This is a genomic window from Segatella sp. (assembly GCF_977051555.1).
Window position 1 is genome coordinate 1 of record NZ_CDRSSE010000051.1, and the last position, 26782, is coordinate 26782.

The window sequence follows — 26782 nt, forward strand, 5'->3', positions numbered from 1 at the left end:
TCATTTCGGGGGGAGAAAAGGTCATCTATAGTATAATATAAATAATTATTTATATTTACTATAGCTCAAAATGACCAAACTCTTTTTAAAAATGACCGAAAATGACCATGACCGGAAATGACCGCTTAGCTATTCTAGTTCTCCATTGTACTTTTTTTCAGCGGTTTTTCTGTTATTTGCAATAAAGTTCAGACAGAAAACCGATAGAACTTATTGTATTACAGCTACTTATAGCTTTTCTTGCATAGAAAGTTAGGGTAAAAGCTTGCATTCTGCTCGAAAATGTTGTATCTTTGCACCGGCAATCGAAAGAACAGCCTTTTGTGCCTTGCTCGGGTCTTCTCTTAAGACCTACACGGGTTATAAATGATGGCAGGCGCCGGTCATCAATGAAGACCCCGAAAACGGCAGGAACGAGGCTTTCCGGGGAGTTGCAAAACACGGACACTAAACATACTACAGACTATGATTAATTACAGCATCGTAATGCGTAGCGTGAACGCAAATCTTCTGGAAATCAACCAGGCTAAGTCACGCATCAACCAGGCGAAGAAGGAAGGCAAGACTCCTGATCCAAAGGACCTGGAACTCGTAAAGACCGAGAAGCAGAACGCTTTCGCCATCTCGCAGTACACCGACATCATGACCATCGAGAAGTTTGCCAAACACATCACTTCACATGGTAGTGTTTATTCGAGAGCCGACATCAGCGCCATCCTCTACATCGCCGTAGACTGTATGCGTGAGATGTTGCTCGAGGGCAAGAAGATTCGTCTGGGCGACCTCGGTGACTTCTCTCTCCTTCTCACCTCAAAGGGTGCCGAGGATGCCGACAAGTTCACCGCGCAGAACATCACCGGTGTAAAGGTTCAGTGGGAGCCAGGTCAGGAGTTCAAGAACCTTCGCGATGACGCCGAGTTCAACCTCGTAGCCAGCCGCAGTGCTCAGGCAGCCGTTATCAAGGCGATCAAGGAGGGAAAGACCAACGTTGACCTCAACGCCCCAACTTCTCCGGATAATACGCCAGGCGGTTCTACCCCAGGCGGTTCAAATACCGGTCAGACCGGCAGCGACGGCCAAGGCTCTGAATCAAGCGGCGATAATGGCGACGGCCTTGAATAGCCCAAGGATAGACTGGCAAGGGTGCTAGCCCCTAGCCCAGCCTATCCGCCCCCACAAAGTTAACATTAAACACTAAGAAAGATGAAAGCGAACACTTGGAAAACAATTCTTCAGATAGCCATCAGCATTCTGACCGCTATCGCTACTACGCTCGGAGTAACGAGCTGTATGGGATAAAGAACACTGAGCCTACTTTATTATAATAAGGAGACTCAACCATAAAATAAAACGACCGCTCACCTCTGAGAATACTCATGAGGAGAGCGGTCTTTTTCGTTCCTGCCTAGAAACAGGTCATGAAGGGTCAAAGTCATTAAGGGTCATTATCATTTTCAACCCCCAAAGAATCCGGTCATTTCCGGTCACGGTCATTTCCGGTCATTATCATTTCCGATTCCCTGAATCCGGTCATTAAGGTCAAGGCCATTAAGGTCATTAAGGATTTTGGGATTATTCAGATGTTCCTCAAGGAAACAAAAAAAATCCCAATCAAGGGATAAAGCCTCGACTGGGATTCTTATTTTAAATCTCTCTCATTATTTTTCTCATCTGCGAAAGATGATTACTTCAAACCACGGTTGATAAGGGTTGTGTTGAGAAGCATCACATACTTACGATACTGACTGTTGTTCAAGATAACGTGCATGTACTTGAGATCCTTCAAAACTGCCTTGTCAATCATTGCAGAACGATCCTCACCCTTTGCTGTTGCAGCGTTCATCATATCTGCGGTGAAGTTCTTGTGTACATCAGCTACAGCCTCAACCTGGTCGATGTTCAAACTCAAAGCGTCAGCCAAGCTAGACATCTTAACATTCATGTTGTAAGCAGCTGTTGCATTTGTCTCCTCTTCTGCTGCGAAAGTAGCTGTTGCCATTGCGAACATTGCTACTGCTAATACCATAATCTTCTTCATAATCTTTTTACCTTTCTTTACTTTGTGAGTCCTGCACATCCGTAGACGCCGGCTCTGTTAAACATTATCCTATAGTCTTTTTTCTTTAAGACGCTGCAAAGATACGAACTTTTCTCTGTGTGCGCAAACATTTCTTGGGATATTTTCGGTTTTCCGCCTATTTCTTGACTTAAATCAACAACCATACACCGAAATAGGCGTCAGAACGTTAGAGATATTACATTTTCACTATCATTTTGTAATATCATCGAAAAAAAAGCCCTTTTTCTTCGTTTATACCAATTATTATTTGTACCTTTGCAAAAGATTCAACCTATAAAACAAGCAAAATGGTACAGGAAAATCATATAGACAAGGCTCTCGCCTTTATGGAAAGTCTCGAGAAACTGGGCAACCAGCTCAAGGCGGCTGAGGAACACCAGAAACAGCTCATCGCCCGAATGCTGGATCTCAAGAAAGAGAATCTGACCGACGGCGAGGAATATGCTGAACTCTCGCAGAAGAGCAAAAGTCTGCAGGACATCATCGACAAATGGCGCCCTATCTATCTGGAGCGCATGGAGATGGTAAAGAGCGTAAGCATTCAGAAAAGAAAAAGAAATAATAAAAAATAAATATAGAAATGGAAACAAACAACAAAAACAAGTTTATTGTAGTTTCATACGCACTGTATGATGTAACTAATGGTGACAACGGCGAGGAGATGCTCATCGAGCGCACAACCGACGAGCGTCCGTTCATCTTCATCAGCGGTATGGGTGTTACCTTGCCAGCTTTCGAAGAGAAGGTGGTAGACCTGGCTAAAGGTGAAGAGTTCGACTTCCAGCTGGACCCAGAGCAGGCTTACGGACAGCACTATGATGAGCGCGTACTGGAGCTAGACAAGCAGATTTTTACCATCAACGGTCAGTTTGATGCACAGCACGTACAGGTAGGCGCTATCATCCCATTGCAGAACGAGGATGGCAACCACTTCAACGCAGTAGTGAAGAACATCAGCGATACAAAGGTAACCTGCGACCTGAACCACCCATTGGCTGGCTTGAAGCTCAACTTCTGCGGTCAGATTCTCGAGAGCCGCGAGGCTACTGCTGAGGAGATTGCCAAGATGGCTCAGATGATCAGCGGCGAAGGTGGCGGCTGCTCAGGTGGCTGCGACAACTGCAGCAGCGACTGCAAGGATGGCAACTGTGAAGGTGGTTGCGAAAGCGGCTGCAACAAGTAATAAACACCTTTATAATATATAAGGTAATGAGGAATACATTTGGCAATCTTTTCACTCTCACTACGTTTGGAGAGAGTCATGGAATAGCTGTAGGAGGCGTTATTGACGGATTTCCTGCAGGCATAGAAATCGACATGGACTTTATCCAAAGCGAGCTGAACCGCCGACGCCCAGGACAGAGCCACATCACTACAGCCAGAAAGGAAGCTGACAAGGTAGAGTTTCTGAGTGGTGTGTTCGAAGGCAAATCAACAGGAACCCCTATCGGCTTTGAGGTGCGTAACCAGAACCAGCATTCTCAGGACTATGAGAACATGCGCTGTCTCTTCCGCCCTTCTCACGCAGATTTCACCTATCACGAGAAGTATGGCGTACGCGATCATCGCGGCGGCGGCCGTTCTTCAGCCCGTATCACCATTGCCCGATGTGTAGGAGGAGCCTTGGCTAAACTTGCCTTGCGACAGTTGGGCATTAGCATCACGGCTTATACATCACAGGTGGGCAGCATCGCGCTGGAGAAAGATTATCATCTGTATGACCTCAATACCATAGAAGATAATCCGGTGCGCTGTCCTGACCAGCGGAAGGCGAAGGAAATGGAAGATCTCATCGCCCAGGTAAAGGCTGACGGCGATACGATTGGCGGAATCATCACTTGCGTCATCAAGGGTTGCCCGGTAGGATTGGGCGAGCCTGAGTTTGACAAGCTTCATGTCCAACTGGGTGCTGCCATGCTTGGCATTAACGCCGTGAAGGGTTTTGAATATGGCGAGGGATTTGCTGGAGTTACTGCCCGCGGAAGTGAGCAGAATGATGTCTTTATCCCGAAGGCTGATGCTGCAGAGACATCAGAAGATGCTGCTGTGAATCAGGATGTTGCTGCCCGTATTACAACAAAGAGCAATCATAGCGGAGGAATACAGGGCGGTTTGAGCAATGGTCAGGACATCTATTTCCGTGTTGCCTTCAAGCCGGTGGCTACTCTTCTGATGGAGCAGAATACGGTAGATTTGGAAGGAAATGCCACCACGCTGACTGCCCGCGGCCGTCATGATCCTTGCGTTTTGCCAAGAGCCGTGCCAGTGGTTGAAGCCATGGCAGCCATGGTGATTCTGGATAATTATCTCTTGAATAAAACAATAAAACTTTAATTAGTGATTAATTAGTAGTGATTAGTGATTAACAAACTAATCACTACTAACTAATCACTAATCACTAATAACTACCTAAAGCTTGCTGTCCTTTAATAGTTTTGGGCAATATTCATTAAAAAAGCATTTATCGCAGAGCGGTTTCGTACTCTTGCAAATATATCTGCCATGCAGCAGAATCCAATGATGCGCATTCGGAATATCCTCAGCCGGAATGTGTTTCATCAGATAATCTTCTACTTTTCGGGGCGTATCTGCCGTTTTCGGCACCAAACCCATGCGATGACTCACACGGTAAACATGCGTATCCACTGCCATCGTAGCATGACCGAACCATACGGCACGAATCACATTCGCCGTCTTGCGCCCCACTCCTGCCAACTTCTCCAAATCATCCGCAGCCTCAGGCACCTCACCTCCGAACATCTCAACCAGCTGGCGAGACATTTCAGCAAGATGCTTCGCCTTGGCATTCGGATAACTCACCGAACTGATCAACTCATAAATATCTTCCTCGCTCGCCTGTGCCATGTGCTGCGCATCAGGATAGCGGGCAAAGAGAGCAGGCGTAACCATGTTGATACGCTTATCGGTGCATTGCGCAGAAAGCAAGGTAGCCACCAGAAGCTGAAATGCGCTACCGAACTGCAACTCGGTAGTTACATTCGGCAGCGCAATTCTGAAATGATTCAATATAAAATCGTATCTTTCCTTACGAAGCATTTCTCTTACTTTTTAGCAGGAGCAGCCTCCTCTTTCTTCAGCTTTCCCTTGTAAGCCTTGTTCAAGCCGGAAATCACCTCTTTTGTAATATCGTAAGCCTTGTCAGCATAGAGCAGGTTATCGCCGCTCTTAGAGAAGATGATACTATACTTCTTGTCCTTGTTGTAGCGGGCAAGATAGTTGGCAATGCTGTCGTGGAGCGCCTTGTTGTACTTCTCCTGCTCAGCAGCAAACTCGTTGCTCAAGCGCTGCTGCAAGCCCTGCAGGTCGTTGTTCTGCTTCTGCAGTCCAGCCTGGATAGCCTCAGCCTGCTCGCGAGTGTAAGCATTCTGCTGAACCTTCTGCTGGAAATTAGCTGCTGCAGCCTGAAGCTGCTGACCCTTCTGCGCAATAGTAGCCTGAATGTTCTGACCCTTCTTCTCCAAGATAGAAGAATACTCCTTAGCAAAGGTATACTGAGTCATGATAGAGTCTACCTCTACATAAGCAATCTTCAATTCAGCAGGAGCCTTGCTCTCTGACTTAGCCTCTACCTGAGGCTGAGATTTGTTGCATGATGCCAATGACAGGGCAGCAACAGCTGCAATTGCCACTGAACTCAAAATGTTCTTTCTCATTTTTTCTATCATATTATATTATTACTATTTTCTAATAAGCCTTGTTGGCTTCCCTTGCCTCGCGGTCCTGATCCACCACACAATGAATACCCTGCTTGCGCAAGCCCGGATTGTCGTGCACATGCTGGGAAGAGAACTTGCCGTTCTTCTTAAAAATCAACTTTACGCAAAATAATGCCATGCAAATAGCAATTATTAACACGCTTAATAACATTAATTTTATCATTTTTATTACCTTTGCAGTGCCTTAGTGCACTTTTGGGTGCAAAGGTACTATTTTTTTGGGAATAACCAAAACAAAATAGCAGAAATAAATGTTTTATCAAAACAAAATAATAGAAAAAAAATGAATAAAAGTGAATTGAAGCCTGCTCTCGTGTTCGAGCAGTTCGCAAAAATCAACGAAATACCTCGTCCTTCCAAGCACGAGGAGAACATGATTGAGTTTTTGAAATCTTTCGGTGAGGCTCATCAGCTCGAAACGCTGGTAGATGAAACCGGTAATGTGCTCATCCGTAAAGCTGCCACTCCAGGCTACGAGCATGCTGAAACCATCATTCTGCAGAGCCACATGGACATGGTTTGCGATAAACTGGTAGATGTTGATTTCGATTTCCACAAAGATGCCATCCAGACTTACGTAGACGGAGAATGGCTTAAGGCAAAAGGTACTACCCTCGGTGCTGACGACGGTATAGGCTGCGCCATCGAGCTGGCTATCCTGGCAAGCAACGATATTGAGCATGGTCCTATCGAGTGCGTCTTTACACGTGATGAAGAAACCGGACTGACCGGTGCTCACGGCATGAAGGCGGGCTTTATGACCGGAAAGATGCTCATCAATCTTGACTCAGAGGATGAGGGCGAAATCTTCGTATCCTGTGCCGGTGGTCAGACAACCCATGCCACTTTCCACTTCTCACGCGAAGAGGCTCCTGCGGGTTATTTCTTCATGGAAGCTTCGCTGAAGGGTCTCAATGGTGGTCACTCGGGCGATGACATCAACAAGAAGCGCGCCAATGCCATCAAGATTCTTGCCCGCTTCCTCTTCCGCGAAAATGAGAAACTGGATGGAAGTCTGCGCCTCGTAAGCTTCAACAGCGGCAAAATGCACAATGCGATTCCTCGCGACGGAAAGATTGTTTTCGCCGTCAAGAATGCTGATAAGGAACAGGTTCGTGCCGACTGGAACATCTTTGCATCAGAAGTAGAAGATGAATTCCACGTAACCGAACAGACTATGCAGTTCAATATGAGCAGCACCGATGCTGCACCTGTCATCGAGAAAGCTGTTGCTGACAAGTTCGTAATGGCTCTCCAGGCTGTAGACAACGGTCCGCTTACTACCTGTCAGGATGAGGCGATTGCCTGGATGGTAGAAACCTCAAGTAATGTGGCAAGCGTGATGACCGATGAAAACAGCATCAGCATCGTAGCTTCTCAGCGAAGTAACGTGATGAGCAATCTGGCGAACATGACCAACACCGTAAAGGCAGCCTTCCTTCTGGCTGGCGCCGAGGTAACTGTAGGCGACAAGTATCCTGCCTGGAAGATGCGCGCCAACAGCGAGCTTACCGACCTGGCTGTGAAGGCTTACGAAAAGCTCTTCGGCAAAAAGCCATTGGTTAAGGGTATTCATGCCGGTTTGGAGTGTGGTCTTTTCTCAGAGCGTTATCCTGAGCTCGATATGGTAAGTTTCGGTCCTACCCTTCGCAATGTTCACACCCCAGACGAGGCTCTTCTCATTCCTACAGTAGAGATGGTTTGGGATCACTTGCTGGAGATTCTCCGCAGCGTGGCTAAATAAGTAAGCGTGGCTAAATAAGCAAGCGTGCTAAATAAAACAACGAGCTTCATAAAAGCAGCGCGGCTTAATAAAAAAGAAGATGTCTATGATAAAGAAAATGATGTTTGTCATGGTTTCAGGACTTGTGCTGATGTTCACCTCGTGTGGCAATCAGCACAAGGCTCAATCTCTGGTCAAGGATTTTCTTGATGAAAACCTCGTTGATCAGGACTGCAGCTATGAGCGGTTCTCCCACCTCACTCCTACCGCCATGATCAGTTTCGACCAGATGAAGGTGATGCGACAAAATGTCAGCAAGCTGCCTTACGTCAAGAAGAATATTGATTATAATGATGCAGCTTATCCCGACACCTTATTATATTTAACGGCTACATACAAGCTGACCAACCATCAGGGCGAGAAGCAGGAAGTAACCCAAACCTTTTATCTTGATAAAGGTTTGACAAGAGTAATCGGGTTTAAGGAAAACTAAAAAAACTGTTAAGAATTGCCTTTCAGCAAGGCAGTACGAATAAACAGAAAGAGTTGACTAGCATTTTAACTAGCCAACTCTTTTTTCATATAATCTCTTATTTCTTTTCTAGCCAGAGTCAGACGATTCTCAGCCGCTTTATATCCGAGGTTCAGACTTTGGGCAATCTCGCTCACCTGCATTCCTTCGAAGAGATTCAGGCGGTAAACCTTGCTTCTCTTCTCCGTGAGCCGGGCAATGCCACGCTCCAGAATCTCGTTGGTCTGCTGGGCAGAGAAAACAGATTCGCCATCAACATCATATCTTCCCAGCCAGTCGCTAGCTCCCAGGAAGTGTTCATACTCCTCAATCTTATGCTTGCGCCGGTAATAATCGATAATCAGATTCTTGGCAATGGTGTATACAAAACAAGGTAAAGTAACAGGCGTAATCATCTTATCGCCTCGAAGTAATCGCACAAAAGTATTCTGCACGATGTCTTCAGCCTCGTCTGCCGGAAGCGAACGGGACATGACATACAACTTCAGCTCGTTGTAGTGTTCAGAGTAATAGTCAGCAATAATGCTGTAATTTGAATTTGTTTGTTCCATGATGGCGATTTTTTTAATCATGTTTTTCGTTTATCGATATTGCAAAGGTAATAAAAAAAAGGAAAGCCACCAAAGGAAAGCGAAAAAAAATGTGCTAAATGTTAGTTTTGAAACATTTAGCACATATGATAGAAACAATTTGTAACATGAAATGTTACGCATCGCAAAGTTTTATTTCTTAATTCAAACCTTTTTACAGGTTGGATTACTTAATCATGTCAACGCTTCTCTTGAGGAATGCGTCGAGCGAAGCACCCTTCAACATACCGTTCTGAAGCAGGGCGAGGTCGATGAGCTGGTGAACAATGTTGTTGTTCTTAGCATAACCCGAGATGATTTCGTTGCGTTTAGCCTTCTCATCGCTGATAGCCTTCTCTGTGTTGTGAACATCATCCTTCTCCTGCTGGGTAATCTCTTCAGGCTTCTTCTTGTTCTGCTCCTGATGGAGTATGGCAAGGCGAGCTTCCTGACCCTTGATTTCTGCAAGGATTGGCTTCAATGTTTCAGCAGTGTTGGCCTCAGCATCTTCCAATACCTTCTTTACCAGAGCATGGTCTGAGTTCAGTACGATGTTGTAGCTGTCTGGCATCTGACCGTAGAAGTTCATGCCTGCCTGGAACTGGCTCATCGCCTTCATACGGCGCATGTACTCGTTCTGAGTGATGAGCACTGGCTGGTTCTGTTCGCCCAAAGCCTGAATCTCTACAAAGAATTCTGTCTTGTCAAGTTGAGGCATCTGAGAGCGGAATACTTCTGTCAAGTTGTCAGACTGCTCTTTGCTCAAATCGGTCTTCTTAGCATCTTCCTTCACGATGAGGCGGTCAATGATGTCGGCGTCAACACGTGCAAAGCGACACTTCTCCAGCTTCTGCTCCAGCATGTTTACCATCGGCGTATCGAGCTGACCTTCCATCAGGAGTACAGAATAACCCTTCTGCTTGGCAGCTTCGATGTAAGAATACTGCTCTTCCTTATTGTTGGCATAGAGATAAACCAGGTTGCCGTCCTTATCGGTCTGGTTGTCCTTAATCAGCGTCTTGTACTCTTCGAAAGTATAGTACTTGCCCTCAACATCTTTCAGAAGTGCGAAGTCCTTTGCGCGCTCGTAGAAATCTTCCTGAGAGAGCATTCCGTAGTTGATGAAGATCTTGAGATCATCCCATTTCTCTTCAAACTCCTTGCGGTTCTCCTTGAAGATAGAGTTCAAACGATCGGCTACCTTCTTGGTGATGTAGGTAGAAATCTTCTTCACGTTGCTGTCGCTCTGCAGGTAGCTGCGGCTTACGTTCAGCGGAATGTCCGGTGAATCGATTACACCATGAAGCAATGTGAGGAATTCTGGTACAATGCCTTCTACCTGGTCGGTTACGAACACCTGGTTGCAATAGAGCTGAATCTTGTTGCGCTGCATGTCGATGCTGCTCTTGATGCGTGGGAAGTAGAGAATACCCGTGAGATTGAATGGGAAGTCTACATTCAGATGAATCCAGAACAACGGGTCGTCCTGCATTGGATAAAGGGTGTGATAGAACTTCTTGTAGTCCTCATCCTTCAAGGTGCTAGGAGTCTTGGTCCAGAGAGGCTCCACATTATTAATAATGTTATCCTCATCTGTCTCCACATTCTTACCATCCTTCCACTCGGTCTTCTTGCCGAAAGCAACAGGCACTGCCATAAACTTGCAATACTTGTTCAGAAGTTCCTCAATCTTGCTCTTCTGCAGGAATTCCTTGCAATCATCAGCAATATGGAGGATGATGTCTGAACCACGCTCAGCCTTGTCTGCATCTTCGATTTCGAAAGCAGGTGAACCATCGCAGCTCCACTTTACTGCCTTGCTTCCCTCTTTGAAGCTCTTGGTAATGATTTCTACCTTGCTGGCTACCATGAAAGAAGAATAGAAGCCGAGACCGAAGTGGCCGATGATGGCGTTGGCATTCTCCTTATACTTGTCGAGGAAGTCAGTAACGCCTGAGAATGCAATCTGGTTGATATATTTATCGATTTCCTCCTCAGTCATACCTATACCATGGTCGCTGATAGTCAAGGTTCCAGCCTTCTCATCGAGAGAGATACGAACGGTTGTGTCGCCTATCTCGCCCTTGAAATCGCCCTGAGCTGCAAGAGTCTTCAACTTCTGTGTAGCATCTACGGCGTTTGAAACCATCTCACGGAGGAAGATGTCGTGATCTGAATATAAGAATTTCTTGATGACAGGGAAAATGTTCTCTGTCGTTACACCAATATTACCTTTCTGTGCCATAATATAAAATGTTTTTATTCGTATTTACTTTATTATTGTTTGGCAAGGGGGCTTACAAATAGCGTGCCAAAATAAAAGCCCCCTTACCAAACAGAATAAAATAGCTGATAAACATTTTATAATTCAGCGAAGCATTTTATGACTAAATGTCTCTTGGAAATCCCTTTGCCAAACCGCCTTCGCTTGTTTCCTTGTAAAGCGAAGGTAGGTCATGCCCCGTCTGTCGCATTACTTCAACTACACGGTCGAAAGATACGGTATGATGGCCATCTGAGAAGGAAGCGTAGAGGTCTGCATCCAAAGCTCGGGCGGCAGCAAAGGCATTTCGCTCGATGCAGGGAATCTGAACCAGACCGCAAACCGGGTCGCAGGTCATTCCGAGATGATGCTCCAATCCCATTTCGGCAGCATATTCTACCTGAGCCGGACTGCCTCCGAAAAGCTGACAGGCTGCAGCCGAAGCCATGGCGCAGGCAACACCTACCTCGCCCTGGCAACCTACATCAGCACCACTGATAGAAGCATTCTGCTTTACGATGTTGCCCACCAATCCGGCTGTAGCCAAGGCTCTCAAGATGCGCTGTTCATTCATATCATGAGAAGTAAACATGTGGTAGAGTACAGCTGGCAATACGCCACAGGCGCCACAGGTAGGAGCTGTAACGATGGTGCCACCTGAAGCATTCTCTTCGCTCACAGCCAGCGCATAAGCATAAACCAAGCCGCGGCTCTGCAGGGAAGCACGGTAACCCTTCGCCTTTATATAATAGGTGGCAGCCTTACGCTGTAGCTTCAGCGGACCAGGCAAAACACCTTCATGGTCCAAACCATTCCTGATGCTCTGCTTCATCGTTTGCCAAACCATGTCGAGATAATCCCAGATATCTTCCGATTCACATTTCTCAACATACTCCCAGAATGAGCGTCCGTTATCATAGCACCATTGCTTGATGTCGGCGAGCTTGTTCAAATCATAAACATCCTTGGCGCCCAGCTCTTCGTTGCCGGCAGTACCATCTGATATGGCTCCACCACCAATACTGTAAACGGTCCATTCATCAATAATATCGCCGTTCAGATCCTTGCCCACAAATTTCATTCCGTTGGGATGATAAGGTAGGAAAGTCTGTGGCTGCCAGATAATATTCACAGTTTTATGAGGTCTGAGCACTTCTTCTATTGCCACATCAGTCATGTGTCCCTTGCCTGTAGCAGCCAGACTTCCATAGAGGGTTACTTCATAATAAGAAGCGTTAGGGCAACGCTCCAGAAAAAGTTTGGCTGCACGCTGAGGCCCCATCGTATGACTGCTCGATGGTCCCTTACCTACTCTATATAATTCCTTTAATGACTTCATTTTTCTCGTATTTAATATTTTTACTTATCGATTTTTCCCTTTTAATGGGCTCAGTTACTTATTTTTTCTTCAGTTTACCATCCGAAAGTTACTTCATCTGTTTGGCTTTCAGGATGATGATATCCGTGAGAGGTCTGTCGTTGTTTGCCTTATCGGTAGCCACATTCTGAATCTTATCAACCACATCCATGCCTTCAAGCACCTCTCCGAATACAGTGTAGCCGTTGTCAAGGTGAGGAACACCACCATGCTTGATGTAGCCCTTCTGCAACTGTTCTGAAGGAATGGCGTAATACTTGCCGTCCCGTTTCAGTTTTTCTACATAATATTCCATCTGCCGTGGAGAAAAATTTCTGCCCCAGGTGATGTAGAAATCAGTAGACGCCGAAGCTTTGGTCGGATTTTCATCATCTCCTTCGCGAGCAGCACAGAGCTGTCCGCGCTTATGATAATATTTAGGATAGATGATTTCTGCCGGAACCGTATAGTTTACATCAAACTTCTGCGGCTTTTCCAGGTTCACCTTTCTGCATGAATAATCGCCACCCTGAATCATGAAATTCTTGATGACACGCTGAAAGATGCAACCATCATAATAGCCCGAATTAACAAGTTTCAGGAAATTATCCCGATGCTTGGGAGTATCGTTGTAGAGAGCCACGAGAATGTTGCCCATCGTAGTTTCCAGCAACACCTGAGGGCAGGTTGGATCGTGCGGTGTTTCCCAGTCGAGCAGAGAATCGGGCTTAGACGCCACAACTTTCCCGGCTGGTTCTGATGTGTTCTGATTGCCTTCACTCTGAGCGAATGTCGTAACAGGCACCGTAAGAAGAGCGAGTGTCAATAATCTGATGATCTTCTTCATATTTTTGTATAATTTTACATCTATTTATGTTATCGGATGCAAAGATAATGATTTTATTCTAAAAAATTGATTTTTTATGCGGGAAAAGTTCCTTTGTTTCATACATTCTTCATATCTTTGCAGCAGAAGACAGAAAATGCAATCAATTATGAAGAAAAAAATATATATTATCATCGCTTTTTGCACTTTCCTCACTACTGAAGCAAGTGCTCAGCAACAGGTAAGCTTCGGACCATTGCACAGTCCGGACAGTCCGCGCGAAGAATGGTTGCTGCCTGGCGATACGGTTTACCAGGCAGGAAAACCTATGATTTATCAGGGGAAACCGGTGAAGAATGCATATATGACTCCTGCCCGACTATCAGATAAGAAAGAAACTCTCGGCAAAAACGGATTGCTGGGTGATGCTTCGCTAGACAGCACCTATTATAATAATCCCATCTCCAACCTTACCAACAACTTGAGTTATCCGTTGGGCTATGGCTGGGGGCTGCACAAGGGATTGAATCTCTCGGTAGATCTTTCTGCCTTTGCCACATTCGGCAAGAATGTGCCTCACAGAGGCGGTTTCACTCAGACCATTGATGCAACCTACCTAACGCCACTCACCAAAGACAACAAACTTTGGTTGGCTCTGGGCACATATATCAACAACGTAAACTATGGTGGAGACAGTTATCATGACGGTGGAGTCTACGGCATTTTGGGCTACCAGTTTAATGAGCATTGGGAGGCTTACGTTTACGGTCAGCTTAGTGTAGCCAACAATTACAATTCTCTCTACGACCGTTATGGCGGTTATGGCTATGGCCCATACGGCTATTCGCCTTGGGGCTACGGAATGTATCCTTGGGGTATGGGAAGAGGAATCATGCCGGGTGGCTACGGAATGGGAGTACCTGGCGCCAACGTTTTAGGCGCCGGCGTAAGATACACTAATTCCAAAAAAACTTTCTCTATCGGCTTAAACGTAGAAGGAGTATGGTATGATAATAAGACGCCGTCCTATTTCAAGCAATACGACTATCCTGTGCCAAAGGCGCCTGAAAAAGATTAAGGAAAAGATAAAGCATAAAAAGAAAGAGGTTCACTTTTCAATATAACGATATTGAAGTGAACCTCTAAGTTTATTCTGAAAAGAATCAGTTTACATAGAATTATCTCTCTCCATGAGATTATACCTATGAGTTTAGATTCTATTCAGCGAGAATCTGGACTATTCTTTCTGCTGAGCGGCCATCCCATCTGTCAGGAATGCCTGCTTTCTTCCATTCACCCTTCAGAAGTTTCTGCATAGTTTGCTTCAGTAACTCCGGATCTTCAGCAACCAGTTCGTTAGTACCCACCTTTACAGTTTCAATATGCTCAGTATAGCTGTTGAGCGTAATGCAAGGAACCCCATTGAAGGTAGCTTCTTCAGCCACATTACCCGAATCGGTAATCACACCTTTAGCGTGAGCTGTAAGATAAGCAAACGACAGATAATCGAGCGGCTGAACCACCTGGATTCCACTCTGATGATTACTCTCTTCCTGATAAGCCTTGAATGCGAGCACGAAGCCCAAGGCTTTACCTCGAAGTGGAGCAATCACCTTCACTCCAGCCTGGCGCGCCTCTTCATCTATGACAGAAATGAGCGATTTCATCTCATCAATGTTATTGACGATGGCCTTGCGGTTCAAGGTCAAAACCATATATTCGCCTTCTTTCAGATGAAACTCGTCCATGACTTCAGGACGCTGCATTTTAGACTGAAGGAAACGGATGTTGTCGATAAGTACATTTCCTACCATATAAACCTTAGACAATTCTGCACCTTCCTTGTTTGCGATGCTGTTGTTTGAAATGCCTGCGGTAAAGAGAATATCTGACAAGCCATCAATGACCAGACGGTTGATTTCCTTTGGCATGGTAATGTCAAAACTGCGGGTTCCTGCTGCAATATGAGCAAGCTGCACACCCTGCTTCTTGGTGACTATAGCCACGGCCATGGTTGAAGCCAGATCATCAACCACAATGACAACATCTGTAGCATTCTGCTGCAGATAGCGCTCAAACTGACCCATCACCTGTCCGGTAAGTTCGTTCATATTTGGACAGTCTACGCCGAGATAAGCATCCGGTTTCTGAATGCCTAAGTCATCGAAAAGAGAAGATTCCAGTGTCGGGTCATCCTCTTTTCCTGTGTAAACCAACTGATAGCTGATTTCGTTACCAGCTTCCTGAGCATTACGAATTGCTCTAATTACGGGCGCAACCTTGATAAAGTTAGGTCTTGCGCCTGCAACGATACAGATTTTCTTCATTTTCATCCTGTTTAATATTTTTACTTACTGAACTTGCAGTTTACTGATATTCAGAGTGCTTTATTTTTTGAGCCAAAGGGCACATTATCCATTGACTCAGAGGTCTTTATCCCTTGAAAAGGTCTTTGATTCCTCCTATAGAACCCAAGAGATTGGTTGCCTCGTATGGCAGATAAACCACCTTATTATCCTTACCCTGTGCCACTTCCTGCATCATGCTGATGTATTTCTGGGCCAGGAGATAGTTGGCAGGATTCGTACTCTGCCCTACAGCTTCCGTAATCTTCTGAATGGCAATAGCCTCGGCCTCAGCCTTACGGATGCGGGCAGTAGCCTCACCTTCTGCATTCAGGATAGCCTGCTGTTTGGCAGCCTCAGCCTTGTTCACGATGGCAGCCTTCTCACCTTCTGAGAGCAGACGCTGCTTTTCCTTCTCACCTTCAGAAGTTAGGATGGTAGCTCGTTTGTTGCGTTCAGCCTGCATCTGCTTTTCCATCGCCTGGAGCACACTCTCAGGAGGTGTAATATCCTGCAACTCTACTCGGTTTACCTTGATTCCCCACTTATTGGTTGCATCATCCAAAACTGCACGGAGTTTGGTGTTAATCGTATCGCGGGAGGTAAGAGTCTGGTCAAGTTCCATCTCACCTATTATATTACGCAAGGTAGTTTGGGTCAGTTTCTCTATGGCGTTTGGCAGATTGTTGATTTCATACACACTCTTGAATGGGTCCACAATCTGGAAATAGAGCAACGCATTTATCTGCATCTGGATATTATCCTTAGTGATTACGTTCTGACGGTCGAAATCGTAGACCTGTTCACGAAGGTCGATGCTGTTTGTATAAACGTATCTTCCGTTTCTCATAGACACAATATCCTTGGCATGGTCAATGAAAGGAATGATGACATTAATACCCGGCTTGAGCGTGGCAAAATATCGTCCGAGACGCTCTATGATTTTCGTCTCACTCTGAGGGATGATAACGATGGTTTTCTTAACCACTACGAGTGCAAGTGCTACTAGAGCCACCAGCACATAAATTCCTATGTTCATGATGTTTATACGATTAAGTGAATAATGTTGCCTCTAAACTTTTCCTACCTAAACTTTTTCTACCTTGAGGATGATAGATTCGTGACCTAAGATTCGAACCTTATCGCCTACTGCAAGCGGTTCGGCAAGATGCGGAGCTTCCGCTTTCCAATCATCTCCATCCAGCTTTACCCTGCCATATCCTCCGGCAGGAATCATCTCGGTCACTTCCCCTATCTGTCCTGCCAGCGCATCGGCGTTACTGCGGCGGTCTTCCCCACCCTTGTGTAGCGATTTCAGCAGATGCGGACGAACCAACCAGATACTAAGCATAGAGCAGATAGCCCAAACCACTACCTGCACCCAGAAAGGTGCTCCTACTAATGCCACAGGAATACTGATGAGCGAACCAATGGCAAAACAAGTAACATAGAAATCGCCGGAAGACAATTCTAAGATGAGGCAGATGAACATCACCGACGTCCATACCAGCCAAAGGTTATGAGATAAATACTCCATACTTAACTATTTTAATTTGATTCTTCAGATTCGAGAGATTCGAAAGAGAAGATGAATTCATTTCTTCAGATTCGAGAGATTCGGAAAATTCCTTATTTTCTGCGGGTTGTAGTCTTCTTTTTGCTACGGGTCTTCTTGGTTGTAGAAGTCTTGCTCGTAAAACCTACCTTATAAGTTGTCTGAGGTTTATAATACTTCAGCGCAGTAGGCATTTCCTTCTGCAGGGCAGCAATACGCTTGGCGTCTGAAGGGTGATCACTGAAAATATCGCTTTGATTGCTGCTAGAACCCTGCGACATTCGCTGCCAGAAAGGAATGGCCTGCTGAGGATCGTAACCAGCCATAGCAGCGAAGATAAGCCCCATGTAATCTGCCTCGGTTTCATTATCACGGGAATACTTCAGATTGCGGAATGAAAAATACTGTCCGGCAACTGCACTTGCCACATTACCTACACCATTACCTACTGTCTGGTTTAACACTGTTCCCAGGATACTTGTACCGGTTTGCTGATTCTGCTGTTTGGTGAGCTGCTCAGCACTATGTTTAGCCACAGCATGAGCTATTTCGTGACCCAAAACGATTGCCAAACCGGTTTCATTCTGAGTGTATGGCAAAAGTCCTTCATAAACCACGATTTTACCGCCAGGCATACAGAATGCATTGGCAGACTTATCTTGTACAAGGTTGAATTCCCATGAATAATTCTTCACGTCGGCTTCAAATCCATTCTGCTTCAAATAGAGTTCAACAGCATTGGCAAGTCTTTTTCCTACTCGCTGAACCATCGCCGTATTGGCTGCATTGGTCGACTTCTTGGCAGAAGCCATGTACTTTGTGTATTCCTGATTAGACAGCCTGAGAACCTGCTCATCGGATACAGAGATGCGATGAGTGCGACCGGTCAGAGGCACCGTCTGAGTTGTGCCGCAAGATGACAACGCAAGGACTGTCACAACCGTCAGAACTAAAACCTTAAACTTTTTCATCTTAACTTACTTATGTATATTAAATATGTTTATTCATTAAGTTTATGTGCTGTTTGAAACACATTTTCTCTGCAAATATACTATTTCTAGTTGAAACTACCAAAGAAAAATGAGAAAAACATGAAATATAACCTAAAAATAACACAAGATAACTGACAAAAAGGGGTGTACGAAAAAAAAGATGGCAAAAAACAAGGTGTGGCACAATCTTTGCAGTTTCGCAAAACCGTCAGACTGCCAGATGACAGCTGCCCGAGAAAGCAGCATTATCAGCAGACTGAGTTTAAGAAGTGTAACATTAAAATATTTTAATATGAACGCAAAGAAGGAAGTGCCTGTATTGCTCTTGACAGGCTACCTGGGTAGTGGAAAGACAACCCTTCTCAACAAGATTTTAGCTAACGAAAAAGGTATTAAGTTTGCCGTCATCGTCAACGATATTGGTGAAGTCAATATTGATGCAGCCCTGATAGAAAAAGGTGGCGTAGTAGGTCAGAAAGATGATTCGCTCGTTTCTCTCCAGAATGGTTGCATCTGCTGCACATTGAAGATGGACCTGGTAGAACAGCTCAAGGAAATCGTAGACATGAAGCGTTTCGATTACATTGTCATCGAGGCTTCCGGAATCTGCGAGCCTGCTCCTATTGCACAGACCATCTGCTCTATCCCATCCCTCGGTCCTCAGTACATCGAGAATGGTATTCTGCGTCTTGACAGCATCGTTACCGTAGTAGATGCTTTGCGCATGAAGGATGAATTCTCCAACGGCAGCGACCTGATGAAGAAGAATATGGATGAGGAAGATTTGGCTTCGCTCGTCATCCAGCAGATTGAGTTCTGCAACATCATTCTTCTGAACAAGGCTGCAGAGGTTGAACCTAAGGAACTGGAGCACCTGAAGCAGATTATCCGTGCCATCCAGCCTAAGGCAGAAATCTTTGAATGTAACTATGGTGACGTTGACTTGAATCTGATCGTCAACACCAAGAAGTTTGATTGGGAAACCGTATCCACTTCAGCCGGTTGGATTCAGGAGATTGAATCAGAAAGAAACGAAGAGCATGAAGAAGATGATGAAGAAGAAGCACATGAACATCATCACCATCATGATCATGACGAGGAAGACGAACATGAGCATCATCATGACCACGGTGACCATGACCACGAGCATGACGAGCATGAACATCATCATCATCACCATCATCACGACCATGATCATGAAGGCGGAGAAGTTGAGGAATACGGAATCGGCACCTTCGTTTACTATCGTCGCAAACCTTTCGACCTGGGTCTCTTCGATGATTTCGTAGCAAGGAAATGGCCTAGAGACGTGGTTCGCGCCAAGGGAATCTGCTATTTCGATGATGAGCGCGACATGTGCTACGTATTCGAACAGGCTGGCAAGCAGAAAACAGTGAAGCAGGCTGGCCAATGGTTGGCTACCATGCCGAAAGACGAACTCGCCCAAGTCTTGATGAATAACCCACAGCTGCAGAAGGAATGGGATCAGGAATTGGGCGACCGCATGATAAAAATCGTATTCATCGGTCAGCATATCAAGGAACAGAAAGATGCTATCATTGCTGAGCTCGACAAGTGTTTGGCGTAGAATCTTATTCACCCGGCTTCCTAGCAAAAGCTAAGGGAAAATAGCTCAAAATGAGCAGAAAACAAGAAAAACGGAGGAAAACGAACAAAAAAAGTGAAGTTTTTCCTCCGTTTTTTAGTTTAATTCGTTTTTTTTTGTTAATTTTGCACCCGAATAATAAAAGCGTAATTAAAATATGAAGACAAACTTCAGACCGGCGTACATAAAGGACTTTGCTGCTTGCTGGAAAGTCATCGACCAGGCTCGCCAAAGTATGATAGAATCGGGACGTCATCAATGGACTGAGGAATATCCATCAGAAAAAGACATCAGAAAAGACATAGAAAATGGCAATGCATTCGTTCTGACAGTAAATGAAGAGGTAGTTGTCTATGGAGCAGTCATATTGAATGGTGAACCCAAATATAAGAAATTAGTAGGCAACTGGATTACTGATGGCGATTATTATGTAATACATCGCTTTGCCACGTTGCCTAGTTTCCAGCGTGAAGGTTTAGCGCGTATTTTCATCAGTAAGGTGAACAGCATGTGCGAGGTAGAAAAAATACCTAGCATCAAGGTTGACACCAACTTTGACAATACGCCGATGATTAACCTTCTGTCTTCGATGGGTTTCTGCATCTGCGGACGTGTAAACTATGGAGGAAACAGAGGTCAGCGTTTCGCCTTTGAAAAACTCTCCATAGCCATGGAACCTGCAGAATAATTTTTTGCCATCGAAAAACACAACATTTAATTAACATCCTCAAGCATTCATTATGGAAGAGAAACTATTGCAGATGAAGAGCTTGGTTGAAAGACTCAACCAAGCTTCGGATAGTTATTATAACGGAAAAGGCGAACTCATGACCGACTATGAGTGGGACGCTCTTTTCGACCAGCTCAAGAGATTGGAAGAGGAAACAGGCGAAATTCTGCCTGACTCCCCTACTAATCGCGTGTCAGAAGATTCTATCGTAGGAAAGAAAGAGGAGCATGAATTTGCCGCCCTCTCTCTGGCTAAGACCAAACAGGTAAGTGATCTTGTAAAATGGGCAGAAGACCGCCCTATCTGGATTTCATGGAAACTGGACGGACTGACCCTCGTAGTAACCTATGACGGCGGAAAACTCACCAAAATCGTTACCCGCGGGAACGGACACATCGGCACCAACATTACCCACTTGGCTCCAGCCATTTCAGGCATTCCTGCTACCATTTCAGAGAAAGGACATCTTGTAGTAAGAGGAGAAGCCGTCATTTCGTATACTGATTTCGAACAGTTCATCATCGAAAGCGAAGGCGATTACGCCAATCCACGCAACCTTGCTTCAGGCTCACTCACGCTGAAGGATATTGATGAGGTGAAGCAGCGCCACATCCAATGGATTCCGTTCACCCTGGTTTATACTGAGCGGGAACTTACCTCATGGGGCGAACGCATGCAGATGCTGAAAGACCTGGGAATGAATCCTGTAGAACGTGAGCGTATTGACCACCCTACCACCGAAAATATCCAGCTGGAAATAGACAAGTTTACGGAGAAGGTGACAAGCAAGAAGAATCCTTTCCCGGTAGACGGACTGGTGATTTGCTACGATGATACGGCTTATGCAGCTACGGGGTCGGTTACAGGCCACCACGCTACGAGGGCAGGATTTGCCTTTAAATGGCAAGATGAGCATGCAGAGACAGAACTCGACCACATAGAATGGTCGTGCGCAGCCAGCACCATCACGCCTGTAGCTGTTTTTAAACCGGTAGAACTTGAAGGAACCACCGTGCAGCGTGCCTCGCTCTGCAATGTAAGCGAATGCGAGCGTCTGGGCATTGGCGACAAGGGAACCAGACTGCAGGTCATCAAGGCCAATAAGATTATCCCGAAGGTAATCAATATTACAGAGGTTGTGGGGAGTTTTGTCATTCCCAATGAATGTCCGGTCTGCCATGCGCCAGCCGTAGTGCGCGAGAGTGAGAGCGGCACCAAGACTCTCCATTGCACCAATGCAGCCTGCCCAGCCAAACAACTTAAGAAATTTGCCCGCTTCGTCAGCAAGGAAGGAATCAATATTGACGGAATCTCAGAACAGACTGTCTGGAAATTCATCAATCATGGTTTTATCAGGGAATATGCAGATTTCTACAAACTGAAGAATTATGCGTTCGAGATTTCCTGTTTCGAAGGATTTGGCAAGAAGAGCGTAAGCAATCTTCTGGAGAGTGTAGAGAAAAGCCGTCATACTGATGGCCGTCATCTGCTCTACGCCTTGAATATTCCGCTCTGCGGCGGCGATGTGGCTAAAAAACTGCTCAGCCGTTACAAGGTGAAGGAACTGATAGAAACGGCGCACCTGAGCATGTTCGATGATGAGTTTGCAAGCATTGATGGTATTGGACCTGAAAAGAGTGCCAAGTTTATCGCCTGGTTCAAGGATGATGTTCATTTCCAGCATGTGCAGCATCTGCTGTCCGAGCTGATTATCGAGGAGCAGGAGCCTGTAGAAATGGGAAATAAATGCCAAGGGCTGACTTTCGTCGTAACCGGAGATGTGCATCATTACAAGAACCGCAACGAGCTGAAAGCTTATATTGAAAGCCAGGGCGGCAAGGTTACGGGAAGCGTGAGCAAGAGTACTAACTTCCTGATTAACAACGATGCAGCTTCGCAGAGTTCGAAGAACAAGAAAGCCCATGAACTCAATATTCCAATCATTACTGAGGATGAGTTCATAGAAAAGTTTCAGGAGTAAACAAGTGAATAAAGCGAAATAAAAAGCGAAAGCCAGATTCCGGATTACGGACTTGGCTTTCGCTTTTCTAGTTTTAAGAACCTGCAAATTCTCTGTTATTATTCTCCCAGGAACTGACCCATGAAGAGAATGGCGCCACTGTTACGTTCGGTAATGAAATAAACGAATGGGCGGTTGGCATGAAATTCTACACGTTTCATCTCGTTAGGACCCAGTGAGGTCAGCATCACAGCAGCTGTTACGGCAGCAGCCTTTGTTCCACGCTCGCTTACCTCAATCTTTGCCTTCTGCAACATCTTCGATACGTAGAAGCTGCCATTGGCAAAACGGCTGAAATCTGCCGTGCCTGGCTGGAAGATGCTTGGAGCGCCCAATTTACTGATAATCTGATTAAGCGACAAATCCATCTCTGTGGTAAACTTTGGGAATTTCAAATCTACCTGGCAACGGTCCATGTCATTACTCAACTTCTGAAGTTTATCAGCATCCATCTCCTTCATCACCTCGCTGATGCTCTTGCCAGCCTTAGGAAGAAGAACGGTCATCTGATAACTTCCATTTCCGTATGGCAGCTCTACAGCCTGCAACATATCATTTTCAGTATAGGCAAACTTCTTGTTCTGGTGCATCATGTTCACCTTCTTAATATCGCGGGTGTAACCGCTGAAGTTCTCGAGTCTAGTGTTCTTCGCATCAAACTTCTCCTGCCAGGTTCCATTAAAATAAATAGCATTCAGAAGGTAAGAAACGGCTGCAGGGTCTACCTGGTCGATGATGCTAGGAATCATGCCTTTAGTCTGCTTCTTGCACCAGTCATTAATGCGAGTGGCAGATTTAGAATTGGTAAAGTCCATGCTCTCCACGCCAGCCTGATAAGAATCGGCTACGGTGTGAGCGAAATCGCTGTTCAGTCTGAAATTCTTGTTGATGGCGATAAAATTGGCAATGTTTACGGTTGTCTGCTTGTCGAACTTGCCAGCCGAAAGCATCAGCGCCTTATAACAGTCGTTGAGTTCCTTCACGCTCACACCCTCGCAACCGATTGCCTTCAGAATCTCCTGCTGAGTCTGGCCGTCAGCACCATTGGCAAGCATTCCCATCAGATAGGCGATGCTCATCGGCGAAACCACCTCAGAATCCATGCCGCTGATCTGTTGATAGAGCTTGAAAGCGAAATCATTATTCTTCTTCACGATGTTCTGCTGAGCCTCTGAGAGGATAAGATAACTCTCGTCCATTTTCTCATCTGCCGACGGACGGGCAGACTCTGCCTCCGTTATCTTCTCAGCCTTTGTTGCGTTCTCATTCTGTGTATTCTTGCTAGTGCTGCAAGAAGTCATTGCTATTGCGGCTGAAGCTAAAATAGCTGCACTAAATACTGTCTTATTCATATTTCTCTAATTTTTTTGTTCATTTTAATGACTCAACGCTCCTGAACCCAAAGGAACAGTTCCTCTTTAAAAGGCTGTTCCCGAATCGGAATCTGAATCGTGAGTTCTGAAGATAAAATGAAAAATCGGCTAATCCTTGCACGGGAAAAGTCGATTTTACTATTTCTTAACAGAAAAAATCTATGTTCTGTACAAAAAAATCAATGCAGCGGTGCCTCTTCCGAAGGTCTGCCAGGCTTTATTCTGAGATGATATCTGTTTCCATCATATTCCACGCGCATGATGTTCGTCCTATTGGTCTTCATCTCATCGCTCGAATTAGCCACAAGATGTTCGTAGAGATCTATTGCCACATGCCCCATCGTTCTGCGCAGATTGATTTCGATGCAAGGCACCACGCCCAGTCCGGTTCTGTTTACGTCCTCACCTTCCTGATTCAGCACAGCCTCGCAGAATTCATCCTTCTCCCCTTTCGTGCAGATCATCATGTCAACGCCGAACGGACCACTGTAAATATCCTTCAGCGCCGGCTCCATTACCTCGATGATGCGCTGTCTGATTCCGGCAAGCTGAGCCTCGCTAATGAGCGGTTTCATCATTTCCACCTTATCATCTTCAGAGCAGAGCACATTGCCCGAATAGGCGTTCTTGATAGTATCGAATAGCGAAAGACCGCGATAGAGCGCCTTTCCATCTTTCATTTCAAACTCCATGGCGAAATCTCTCACCTTATTATATAAGGGTTCTACGGTTACGCCGCCCTGATGATAAATCATGTTTGCCACCCATCTTTCGAAGGTAGGATAATCTCCGGCTGTTCTGAAGTCCTCAGCACTTACATATTTCACTCCCCTCCCGCTACTGCTCCAGGGAGCCTTGACAACAGCTTTGCCGTACTGGAGAATGAGTTCTTTGACGCGAGTCGTCTCAGCAACATATTCCACGCCTCGCTGCAGATGAAGGGCAGCCCATTGCCTGCTGCTCACCTCGCGTACCTTATTTAATACAGCATCAGTCGGCAACATAATCTCCGGCATTCCCAAACGCTCCAACTCACCTTTCAGCGACAGGTTCCATCCCCAGGGATGAACACTGTCCAGAAATTCTGTCTTGAGCAGATGCTTCAACTGAGGCTTGGTGATGAACTCAACCTTGCTGTTCAGTTCAGCCCCAAAATGGCGCACCCTGTTCTTCGCAAAATCAATATCATCCACAAGTACGAGGTCGCCCTCTTCCGCCCAAAGAGCCGGAATGAAAGCAAGATCACTTCTAAGTTGTCTACCCGCATGAGGCGCGGTGAACTGTTTCAGATTTGCAGCCAAAGCCAAATCATGTTCTGGATTGAAAATATGTAATTTCATGGTGCAAAGATATAAAGAAAAGTGCAAAAAAGGGCAGAAAATCCCCATTTTTACTTAGACAAGTGCTAAATAATGAAAAAAAAGTTACTTTTTGCTATCTAGAGTTTGCAAATTAGAAATATTTAATTACCTTTGCATCGTAAAAACAATTAGAAACGATATAAACTCATGGAAGAAGCATTCTTCAGAACACATACATACCTCGTAGAGCATACGAACGCACCAGTAAGACGTACTCTGATGGACGAAATCGACTGGAGCGATCGTCTGATTGGCATTAAGGGAACACGCGGTGTAGGAAAGTCTACATTCCTCCTTCAATATGCCAAGGAGCACTTTGGCCCTACTGACCGCAAGTGTCTGTTTGTGAATATGAACAATTTCTATTTTCAAAGCAGAGGAATCGCAGATTTTGCAGGCGACTTTGTTCGCCACGGCGGCAGAACCCTTCTCATCGACCAGGTCTTCAAGCAGTCGGACTGGAGCAAGGAGTTGCGCAAATGTTACGACCTCTATCCAGAGTTAAGAATCGTGTTCACAGGTTCCAGCGTGATGAGACTGAAGGAAGAGAATCCTGAGCTCAATGGAATCGTGAAAAGCTATAACTTGCGAGGCTTCTCTTTCAGAGAGTTTATCAACCTGCAGACTGGCAACAGTTTCCAGCCATATACACTCGATGAAATCTTGCGCAATCACGAGCACATCATCAAGCAGATACTGCCCAAGGTGAGCCCGATGAAATACTTCCAGGACTACTTGCATCATGGATTCTATCCATTCTTCCTGGAGAACCGCAACTTCACAGAGAATCTACTAAAGACAATGAACATGATGACTGAGGTAGACATCCTCCTCATCAAGCAAATCGAACTGAAATATCTCACCAAGATCAAGCGACTCTTCTATCAGCTAGCTGTAAAAGGTGCCAAGGCTCCCAACGTGAGCCAGCTTGCCGAAGAGATCAACACCAGCAGAGCTACGGTAATGAACTACATCAAATATCTTGCTGATGCGCGACTCATCAACATGATTTACCCTACCGGGCAGGAGTTCCCTAAGAAACCATCGAAGGTGATGATGCACAACTCCAACCTGATGTACGCCATCTATCCTATCAAGATAGACAAGCAGGAGGTGATGGAAACATTCTTCGTCAACTCGCTCTGGAAAGACCACAAGGTAAGCCAGACCGGCAAGGACCACTACTTCATTGTAGATGGTGAGAAGAAGTTCAGAATCTGCGATGCGCAATCTCCAAACAAGGTGCGCAACAATCCCGACATCATCTACGCCCGATACAATACCGAGGTAGGCAAGGACAACAGGATTCCGTTATGGCTTCTGGGGTTCCTATATTAGGGAATGTTGAATGTGGAGTGTTGAATGTTGAATTGCCTAACGGCATCAGCATGAAGACACATAAGGGCGCAAGCCTAACTCAACACTCAACATTCAACACTCAACATTAGAATAAGAACATTAGAATAAGAATGAATTAAATACAAAACATTTTTAATATTTTATCTAAAAGTAAAATGGCTAAAGAGAAAAAATTTATCACTTGTGATGGTAACACAGCTGCCGCACACGTAAGCTACATGTTTACTGAGGTTGCTGCTATCTACCCTATTACTCCATCATCACCAATGGCGGAGCATGTAGATGAATGGGCTGCCAAAGGTCGTAAGAACCTTTTCGGTCAGCGAGTTTCTATCCAGGAAATGGAATCTGAGG

General features: G+C 45.5%; 27 protein-coding genes. 13 read left to right on the forward strand and 14 right to left on the reverse strand.

What is annotated here, in order from left to right; all coding sequences use genetic code 11:
- Nucleotides 1-465: 465 nt before the first annotated feature.
- Nucleotides 466-1122 carry an HU family DNA-binding protein gene (locus ACWJAO_RS11230; RefSeq protein WP_449140315.1) on the forward strand — a complete coding sequence of 219 codons (657 nt, stop codon included), beginning with the start codon at nucleotides 466-468 and terminating at the stop codon, nucleotides 1120-1122.
- An 81-nt stretch (nucleotides 1123-1203) separates the two neighbouring features.
- On the forward strand, nucleotides 1204-1299 hold the full coding sequence (locus ACWJAO_RS11235) for a smalltalk protein (RefSeq protein WP_153072405.1): 96 nt from the start codon (nucleotides 1204-1206) through the stop codon (nucleotides 1297-1299).
- 385 nt (nucleotides 1300-1684) lie between these two features.
- Here the strand turns inward: ACWJAO_RS11235 and ACWJAO_RS11240 are convergent, their stop codons facing one another.
- Nucleotides 1685-2038, reverse strand: a complete 354-nt coding sequence (locus ACWJAO_RS11240; protein ID WP_449140316.1) for a hypothetical protein — start codon at nucleotides 2036-2038, stop codon at nucleotides 1685-1687.
- A 329-nt stretch (nucleotides 2039-2367) separates the two neighbouring features.
- Here ACWJAO_RS11240 and ACWJAO_RS11245 point away from each other — a divergent pair, with 329 nt between their 5' ends.
- The 3 genes from ACWJAO_RS11245 to aroC are packed head-to-tail and all read left to right on the forward strand — an operon-like array spanning nucleotide 2368 to nucleotide 4414.
- Nucleotides 2368-2652 carry a hypothetical protein gene (locus ACWJAO_RS11245; protein ID WP_006846647.1) on the forward strand — a complete coding sequence of 95 codons (285 nt, stop codon included), beginning with the start codon at nucleotides 2368-2370 and terminating at the stop codon, nucleotides 2650-2652.
- Between the two features lie 8 nt (nucleotides 2653-2660).
- Nucleotides 2661-3263 (forward strand): FKBP-type peptidyl-prolyl cis-trans isomerase, encoded by a 603-nt coding sequence (locus ACWJAO_RS11250; protein ID WP_144154396.1) that lies wholly within the window; start codon nucleotides 2661-2663, stop codon nucleotides 3261-3263.
- 26 nt (nucleotides 3264-3289) lie between these two features.
- Nucleotides 3290-4414 carry a chorismate synthase gene (gene aroC, locus ACWJAO_RS11255; protein ID WP_317572185.1) on the forward strand — a complete coding sequence of 375 codons (1125 nt, stop codon included), beginning with the start codon at nucleotides 3290-3292 and terminating at the stop codon, nucleotides 4412-4414.
- Between the two features lie 75 nt (nucleotides 4415-4489).
- Here aroC and nth read toward each other — a convergent pair whose 3' ends face one another.
- Genes nth through ACWJAO_RS11270 form a run of 3 tightly spaced genes read right to left on the reverse strand, consistent with a single transcriptional unit; the run spans nucleotide 4490 to nucleotide 5980 of the window.
- On the reverse strand, nucleotides 4490-5137 hold the full coding sequence (gene nth, locus ACWJAO_RS11260; RefSeq protein WP_144154400.1) for an endonuclease III: 648 nt from the start codon (nucleotides 5135-5137) through the stop codon (nucleotides 4490-4492).
- Between the two features lie 5 nt (nucleotides 5138-5142).
- Nucleotides 5143-5754, reverse strand: coding sequence for an OmpH family outer membrane protein (locus tag ACWJAO_RS11265; protein ID WP_144154402.1), 612 nt, complete (start codon nucleotides 5752-5754; stop codon nucleotides 5143-5145).
- A 31-nt stretch (nucleotides 5755-5785) separates the two neighbouring features.
- Nucleotides 5786-5980 carry a hypothetical protein gene (locus ACWJAO_RS11270; RefSeq protein WP_006846653.1) on the reverse strand — a complete coding sequence of 65 codons (195 nt, stop codon included), beginning with the start codon at nucleotides 5978-5980 and terminating at the stop codon, nucleotides 5786-5788.
- A 120-nt stretch (nucleotides 5981-6100) separates the two neighbouring features.
- Here ACWJAO_RS11270 and ACWJAO_RS11275 point away from each other — a divergent pair, with 120 nt between their 5' ends.
- Together ACWJAO_RS11275 and ACWJAO_RS11280 are read left to right on the forward strand one after the other, a co-directional pair.
- Complete coding sequence (locus ACWJAO_RS11275) at nucleotides 6101-7561, forward strand: aminoacyl-histidine dipeptidase (RefSeq protein ID WP_449140317.1); 1461 nt, start codon at nucleotides 6101-6103, stop codon at nucleotides 7559-7561.
- Nucleotides 7562-7646: 85 nt separating this feature from the next.
- A complete protein-coding gene (locus tag ACWJAO_RS11280; protein WP_449140318.1) occupies nucleotides 7647-8033 on the forward strand; it encodes a hypothetical protein in 387 nt (128 codons plus the stop codon).
- Nucleotides 8034-8098: 65 nt separating this feature from the next.
- Here the strand turns inward: ACWJAO_RS11280 and ACWJAO_RS11285 are convergent, their stop codons facing one another.
- From ACWJAO_RS11285 to ACWJAO_RS11300, 4 genes are all read right to left on the reverse strand, one after another.
- Nucleotides 8099-8623 (reverse strand): RNA polymerase sigma factor, encoded by a 525-nt coding sequence (locus tag ACWJAO_RS11285; protein WP_264899668.1) that lies wholly within the window; start codon nucleotides 8621-8623, stop codon nucleotides 8099-8101.
- Between the two features lie 205 nt (nucleotides 8624-8828).
- Nucleotides 8829-10886, reverse strand: a complete 2058-nt coding sequence (htpG, locus tag ACWJAO_RS11290) for a molecular chaperone HtpG (RefSeq protein WP_449140319.1) — start codon at nucleotides 10884-10886, stop codon at nucleotides 8829-8831.
- A gap of 142 nt (nucleotides 10887-11028) precedes the next feature.
- Nucleotides 11029-12243, reverse strand: a complete 1215-nt coding sequence (locus ACWJAO_RS11295) for an L-serine ammonia-lyase (RefSeq protein ID WP_287587388.1) — start codon at nucleotides 12241-12243, stop codon at nucleotides 11029-11031.
- Between the two features lie 88 nt (nucleotides 12244-12331).
- Complete coding sequence (locus tag ACWJAO_RS11300) at nucleotides 12332-13108, reverse strand: peptidylprolyl isomerase (RefSeq protein ID WP_449140320.1); 777 nt, start codon at nucleotides 13106-13108, stop codon at nucleotides 12332-12334.
- A gap of 148 nt (nucleotides 13109-13256) precedes the next feature.
- Between ACWJAO_RS11300 and ACWJAO_RS11305 the strand changes: the two genes are divergently transcribed.
- Nucleotides 13257-14165, forward strand: coding sequence for a hypothetical protein (locus ACWJAO_RS11305; protein WP_449140321.1), 909 nt, complete (start codon nucleotides 13257-13259; stop codon nucleotides 14163-14165).
- 139 nt (nucleotides 14166-14304) lie between these two features.
- On the opposite strand, the gene ACWJAO_RS11310 is transcribed toward ACWJAO_RS11305, so the two are convergent.
- The 4 genes from ACWJAO_RS11310 to ACWJAO_RS11325 all read right to left on the reverse strand — a co-directional run bounded on the left by ACWJAO_RS11310 (nucleotide 14305) and on the right by ACWJAO_RS11325 (nucleotide 17958).
- Nucleotides 14305-15414: a UDP-N-acetyl glucosamine 2-epimerase gene (locus ACWJAO_RS11310; protein ID WP_118140541.1), complete on the reverse strand. Its 1110-nt coding sequence runs from the start codon at nucleotides 15412-15414 to the stop codon at nucleotides 14305-14307.
- Between the two features lie 106 nt (nucleotides 15415-15520).
- Complete coding sequence (locus ACWJAO_RS11315; RefSeq protein ID WP_117694779.1) at nucleotides 15521-16471, reverse strand: SPFH domain-containing protein; 951 nt, start codon at nucleotides 16469-16471, stop codon at nucleotides 15521-15523.
- Nucleotides 16472-16519: 48 nt separating this feature from the next.
- Nucleotides 16520-16969: an NfeD family protein gene (locus ACWJAO_RS11320; protein ID WP_287870388.1), complete on the reverse strand. Its 450-nt coding sequence runs from the start codon at nucleotides 16967-16969 to the stop codon at nucleotides 16520-16522.
- 92 nt (nucleotides 16970-17061) lie between these two features.
- Complete coding sequence (locus ACWJAO_RS11325; protein WP_288574447.1) at nucleotides 17062-17958, reverse strand: M48 family metallopeptidase; 897 nt, start codon at nucleotides 17956-17958, stop codon at nucleotides 17062-17064.
- 313 nt (nucleotides 17959-18271) lie between these two features.
- On the opposite strand from ACWJAO_RS11325, the gene ACWJAO_RS11330 reads away from it, so the two are divergent.
- The 3 genes from ACWJAO_RS11330 to ligA all read left to right on the forward strand — a co-directional run bounded on the left by ACWJAO_RS11330 (nucleotide 18272) and on the right by ligA (nucleotide 22296).
- Nucleotides 18272-19567, forward strand: coding sequence for a CobW family GTP-binding protein (locus ACWJAO_RS11330; protein WP_449140326.1), 1296 nt, complete (start codon nucleotides 18272-18274; stop codon nucleotides 19565-19567).
- A 175-nt stretch (nucleotides 19568-19742) separates the two neighbouring features.
- Nucleotides 19743-20273, forward strand: coding sequence for a GNAT family N-acetyltransferase (locus tag ACWJAO_RS11335; RefSeq protein ID WP_006846667.1), 531 nt, complete (start codon nucleotides 19743-19745; stop codon nucleotides 20271-20273).
- Between the two features lie 52 nt (nucleotides 20274-20325).
- Entirely contained in the window at nucleotides 20326-22296 is a 1971-nt protein-coding gene (ligA, locus tag ACWJAO_RS11340; RefSeq protein WP_449140322.1) for an NAD-dependent DNA ligase LigA, read from the forward strand.
- A 98-nt stretch (nucleotides 22297-22394) separates the two neighbouring features.
- Here ligA and ACWJAO_RS11345 read toward each other — a convergent pair whose 3' ends face one another.
- Nucleotides 22395-23687, reverse strand: a complete 1293-nt coding sequence (locus ACWJAO_RS11345; RefSeq protein ID WP_449140323.1) for a serpin family protein — start codon at nucleotides 23685-23687, stop codon at nucleotides 22395-22397.
- A gap of 200 nt (nucleotides 23688-23887) precedes the next feature.
- The gene (locus ACWJAO_RS11350; RefSeq protein WP_449140324.1) at nucleotides 23888-25048 is read right to left on the reverse strand and encodes a hypothetical protein; all 1161 of its coding nucleotides are present in this window, start codon (nucleotides 25046-25048) and stop codon (nucleotides 23888-23890) included.
- Between the two features lie 168 nt (nucleotides 25049-25216).
- Here ACWJAO_RS11350 and ACWJAO_RS11355 point away from each other — a divergent pair, with 168 nt between their 5' ends.
- Both ACWJAO_RS11355 and ACWJAO_RS11360 read left to right on the forward strand, forming a co-directional pair.
- Nucleotides 25217-26407: an ATP-binding protein gene (locus tag ACWJAO_RS11355; protein ID WP_144154268.1), complete on the forward strand. Its 1191-nt coding sequence runs from the start codon at nucleotides 25217-25219 to the stop codon at nucleotides 26405-26407.
- Between the two features lie 176 nt (nucleotides 26408-26583).
- Nucleotides 26584-26782, forward strand: a 199-nt coding sequence (locus tag ACWJAO_RS11360; RefSeq protein ID WP_449140325.1) for a hypothetical protein, incomplete at its 3' end; no start/stop codon positions are given.

Coding starts and splice junctions, on each gene's coding strand:
- ACWJAO_RS11230 (WP_449140315.1), top strand. CDS start 466: ATGATTAATTACAGCATCGTAATGCGTAGCGTGAACGCAAATCTTCTG.
- ACWJAO_RS11235 (WP_153072405.1), top strand. CDS start 1,204: ATGAAAGCGAACACTTGGAAAACAATTCTTCAGATAGCCATCAGCATT.
- ACWJAO_RS11240 (WP_449140316.1), bottom strand. CDS start 2,038: ATGAAGAAGATTATGGTATTAGCAGTAGCAATGTTCGCAATGGCAACA.
- ACWJAO_RS11245 (WP_006846647.1), top strand. CDS start 2,368: ATGGTACAGGAAAATCATATAGACAAGGCTCTCGCCTTTATGGAAAGT.
- ACWJAO_RS11250 (WP_144154396.1), top strand. CDS start 2,661: ATGGAAACAAACAACAAAAACAAGTTTATTGTAGTTTCATACGCACTG.
- aroC (WP_317572185.1), top strand. CDS start 3,290: ATGAGGAATACATTTGGCAATCTTTTCACTCTCACTACGTTTGGAGAG.
- nth (WP_144154400.1), bottom strand. CDS start 5,137: ATGCTTCGTAAGGAAAGATACGATTTTATATTGAATCATTTCAGAATT.
- ACWJAO_RS11265 (WP_144154402.1), bottom strand. CDS start 5,754: ATGAGAAAGAACATTTTGAGTTCAGTGGCAATTGCAGCTGTTGCTGCC.
- ACWJAO_RS11270 (WP_006846653.1), bottom strand. CDS start 5,980: ATGATAAAATTAATGTTATTAAGCGTGTTAATAATTGCTATTTGCATG.
- ACWJAO_RS11275 (WP_449140317.1), top strand. CDS start 6,101: ATGAATAAAAGTGAATTGAAGCCTGCTCTCGTGTTCGAGCAGTTCGCA.
- ACWJAO_RS11280 (WP_449140318.1), top strand. CDS start 7,647: ATGATAAAGAAAATGATGTTTGTCATGGTTTCAGGACTTGTGCTGATG.
- ACWJAO_RS11285 (WP_264899668.1), bottom strand. CDS start 8,623: ATGGAACAAACAAATTCAAATTACAGCATTATTGCTGACTATTACTCT.
- htpG (WP_449140319.1), bottom strand. CDS start 10,886: ATGGCACAGAAAGGTAATATTGGTGTAACGACAGAGAACATTTTCCCT.
- ACWJAO_RS11295 (WP_287587388.1), bottom strand. CDS start 12,243: ATGAAGTCATTAAAGGAATTATATAGAGTAGGTAAGGGACCATCGAGC.
- ACWJAO_RS11300 (WP_449140320.1), bottom strand. CDS start 13,108: ATGAAGAAGATCATCAGATTATTGACACTCGCTCTTCTTACGGTGCCT.
- ACWJAO_RS11305 (WP_449140321.1), top strand. CDS start 13,257: ATGAAGAAAAAAATATATATTATCATCGCTTTTTGCACTTTCCTCACT.
- ACWJAO_RS11310 (WP_118140541.1), bottom strand. CDS start 15,414: ATGAAGAAAATCTGTATCGTTGCAGGCGCAAGACCTAACTTTATCAAG.
- ACWJAO_RS11315 (WP_117694779.1), bottom strand. CDS start 16,471: ATGAACATAGGAATTTATGTGCTGGTGGCTCTAGTAGCACTTGCACTC.
- ACWJAO_RS11320 (WP_287870388.1), bottom strand. CDS start 16,969: ATGGAGTATTTATCTCATAACCTTTGGCTGGTATGGACGTCGGTGATG.
- ACWJAO_RS11325 (WP_288574447.1), bottom strand. CDS start 17,958: ATGAAAAAGTTTAAGGTTTTAGTTCTGACGGTTGTGACAGTCCTTGCG.
- ACWJAO_RS11330 (WP_449140326.1), top strand. CDS start 18,272: ATGAACGCAAAGAAGGAAGTGCCTGTATTGCTCTTGACAGGCTACCTG.
- ACWJAO_RS11335 (WP_006846667.1), top strand. CDS start 19,743: ATGAAGACAAACTTCAGACCGGCGTACATAAAGGACTTTGCTGCTTGC.
- ligA (WP_449140322.1), top strand. CDS start 20,326: ATGGAAGAGAAACTATTGCAGATGAAGAGCTTGGTTGAAAGACTCAAC.
- ACWJAO_RS11345 (WP_449140323.1), bottom strand. CDS start 23,687: ATGAATAAGACAGTATTTAGTGCAGCTATTTTAGCTTCAGCCGCAATA.
- ACWJAO_RS11350 (WP_449140324.1), bottom strand. CDS start 25,048: ATGAAATTACATATTTTCAATCCAGAACATGATTTGGCTTTGGCTGCA.
- ACWJAO_RS11355 (WP_144154268.1), top strand. CDS start 25,217: ATGGAAGAAGCATTCTTCAGAACACATACATACCTCGTAGAGCATACG.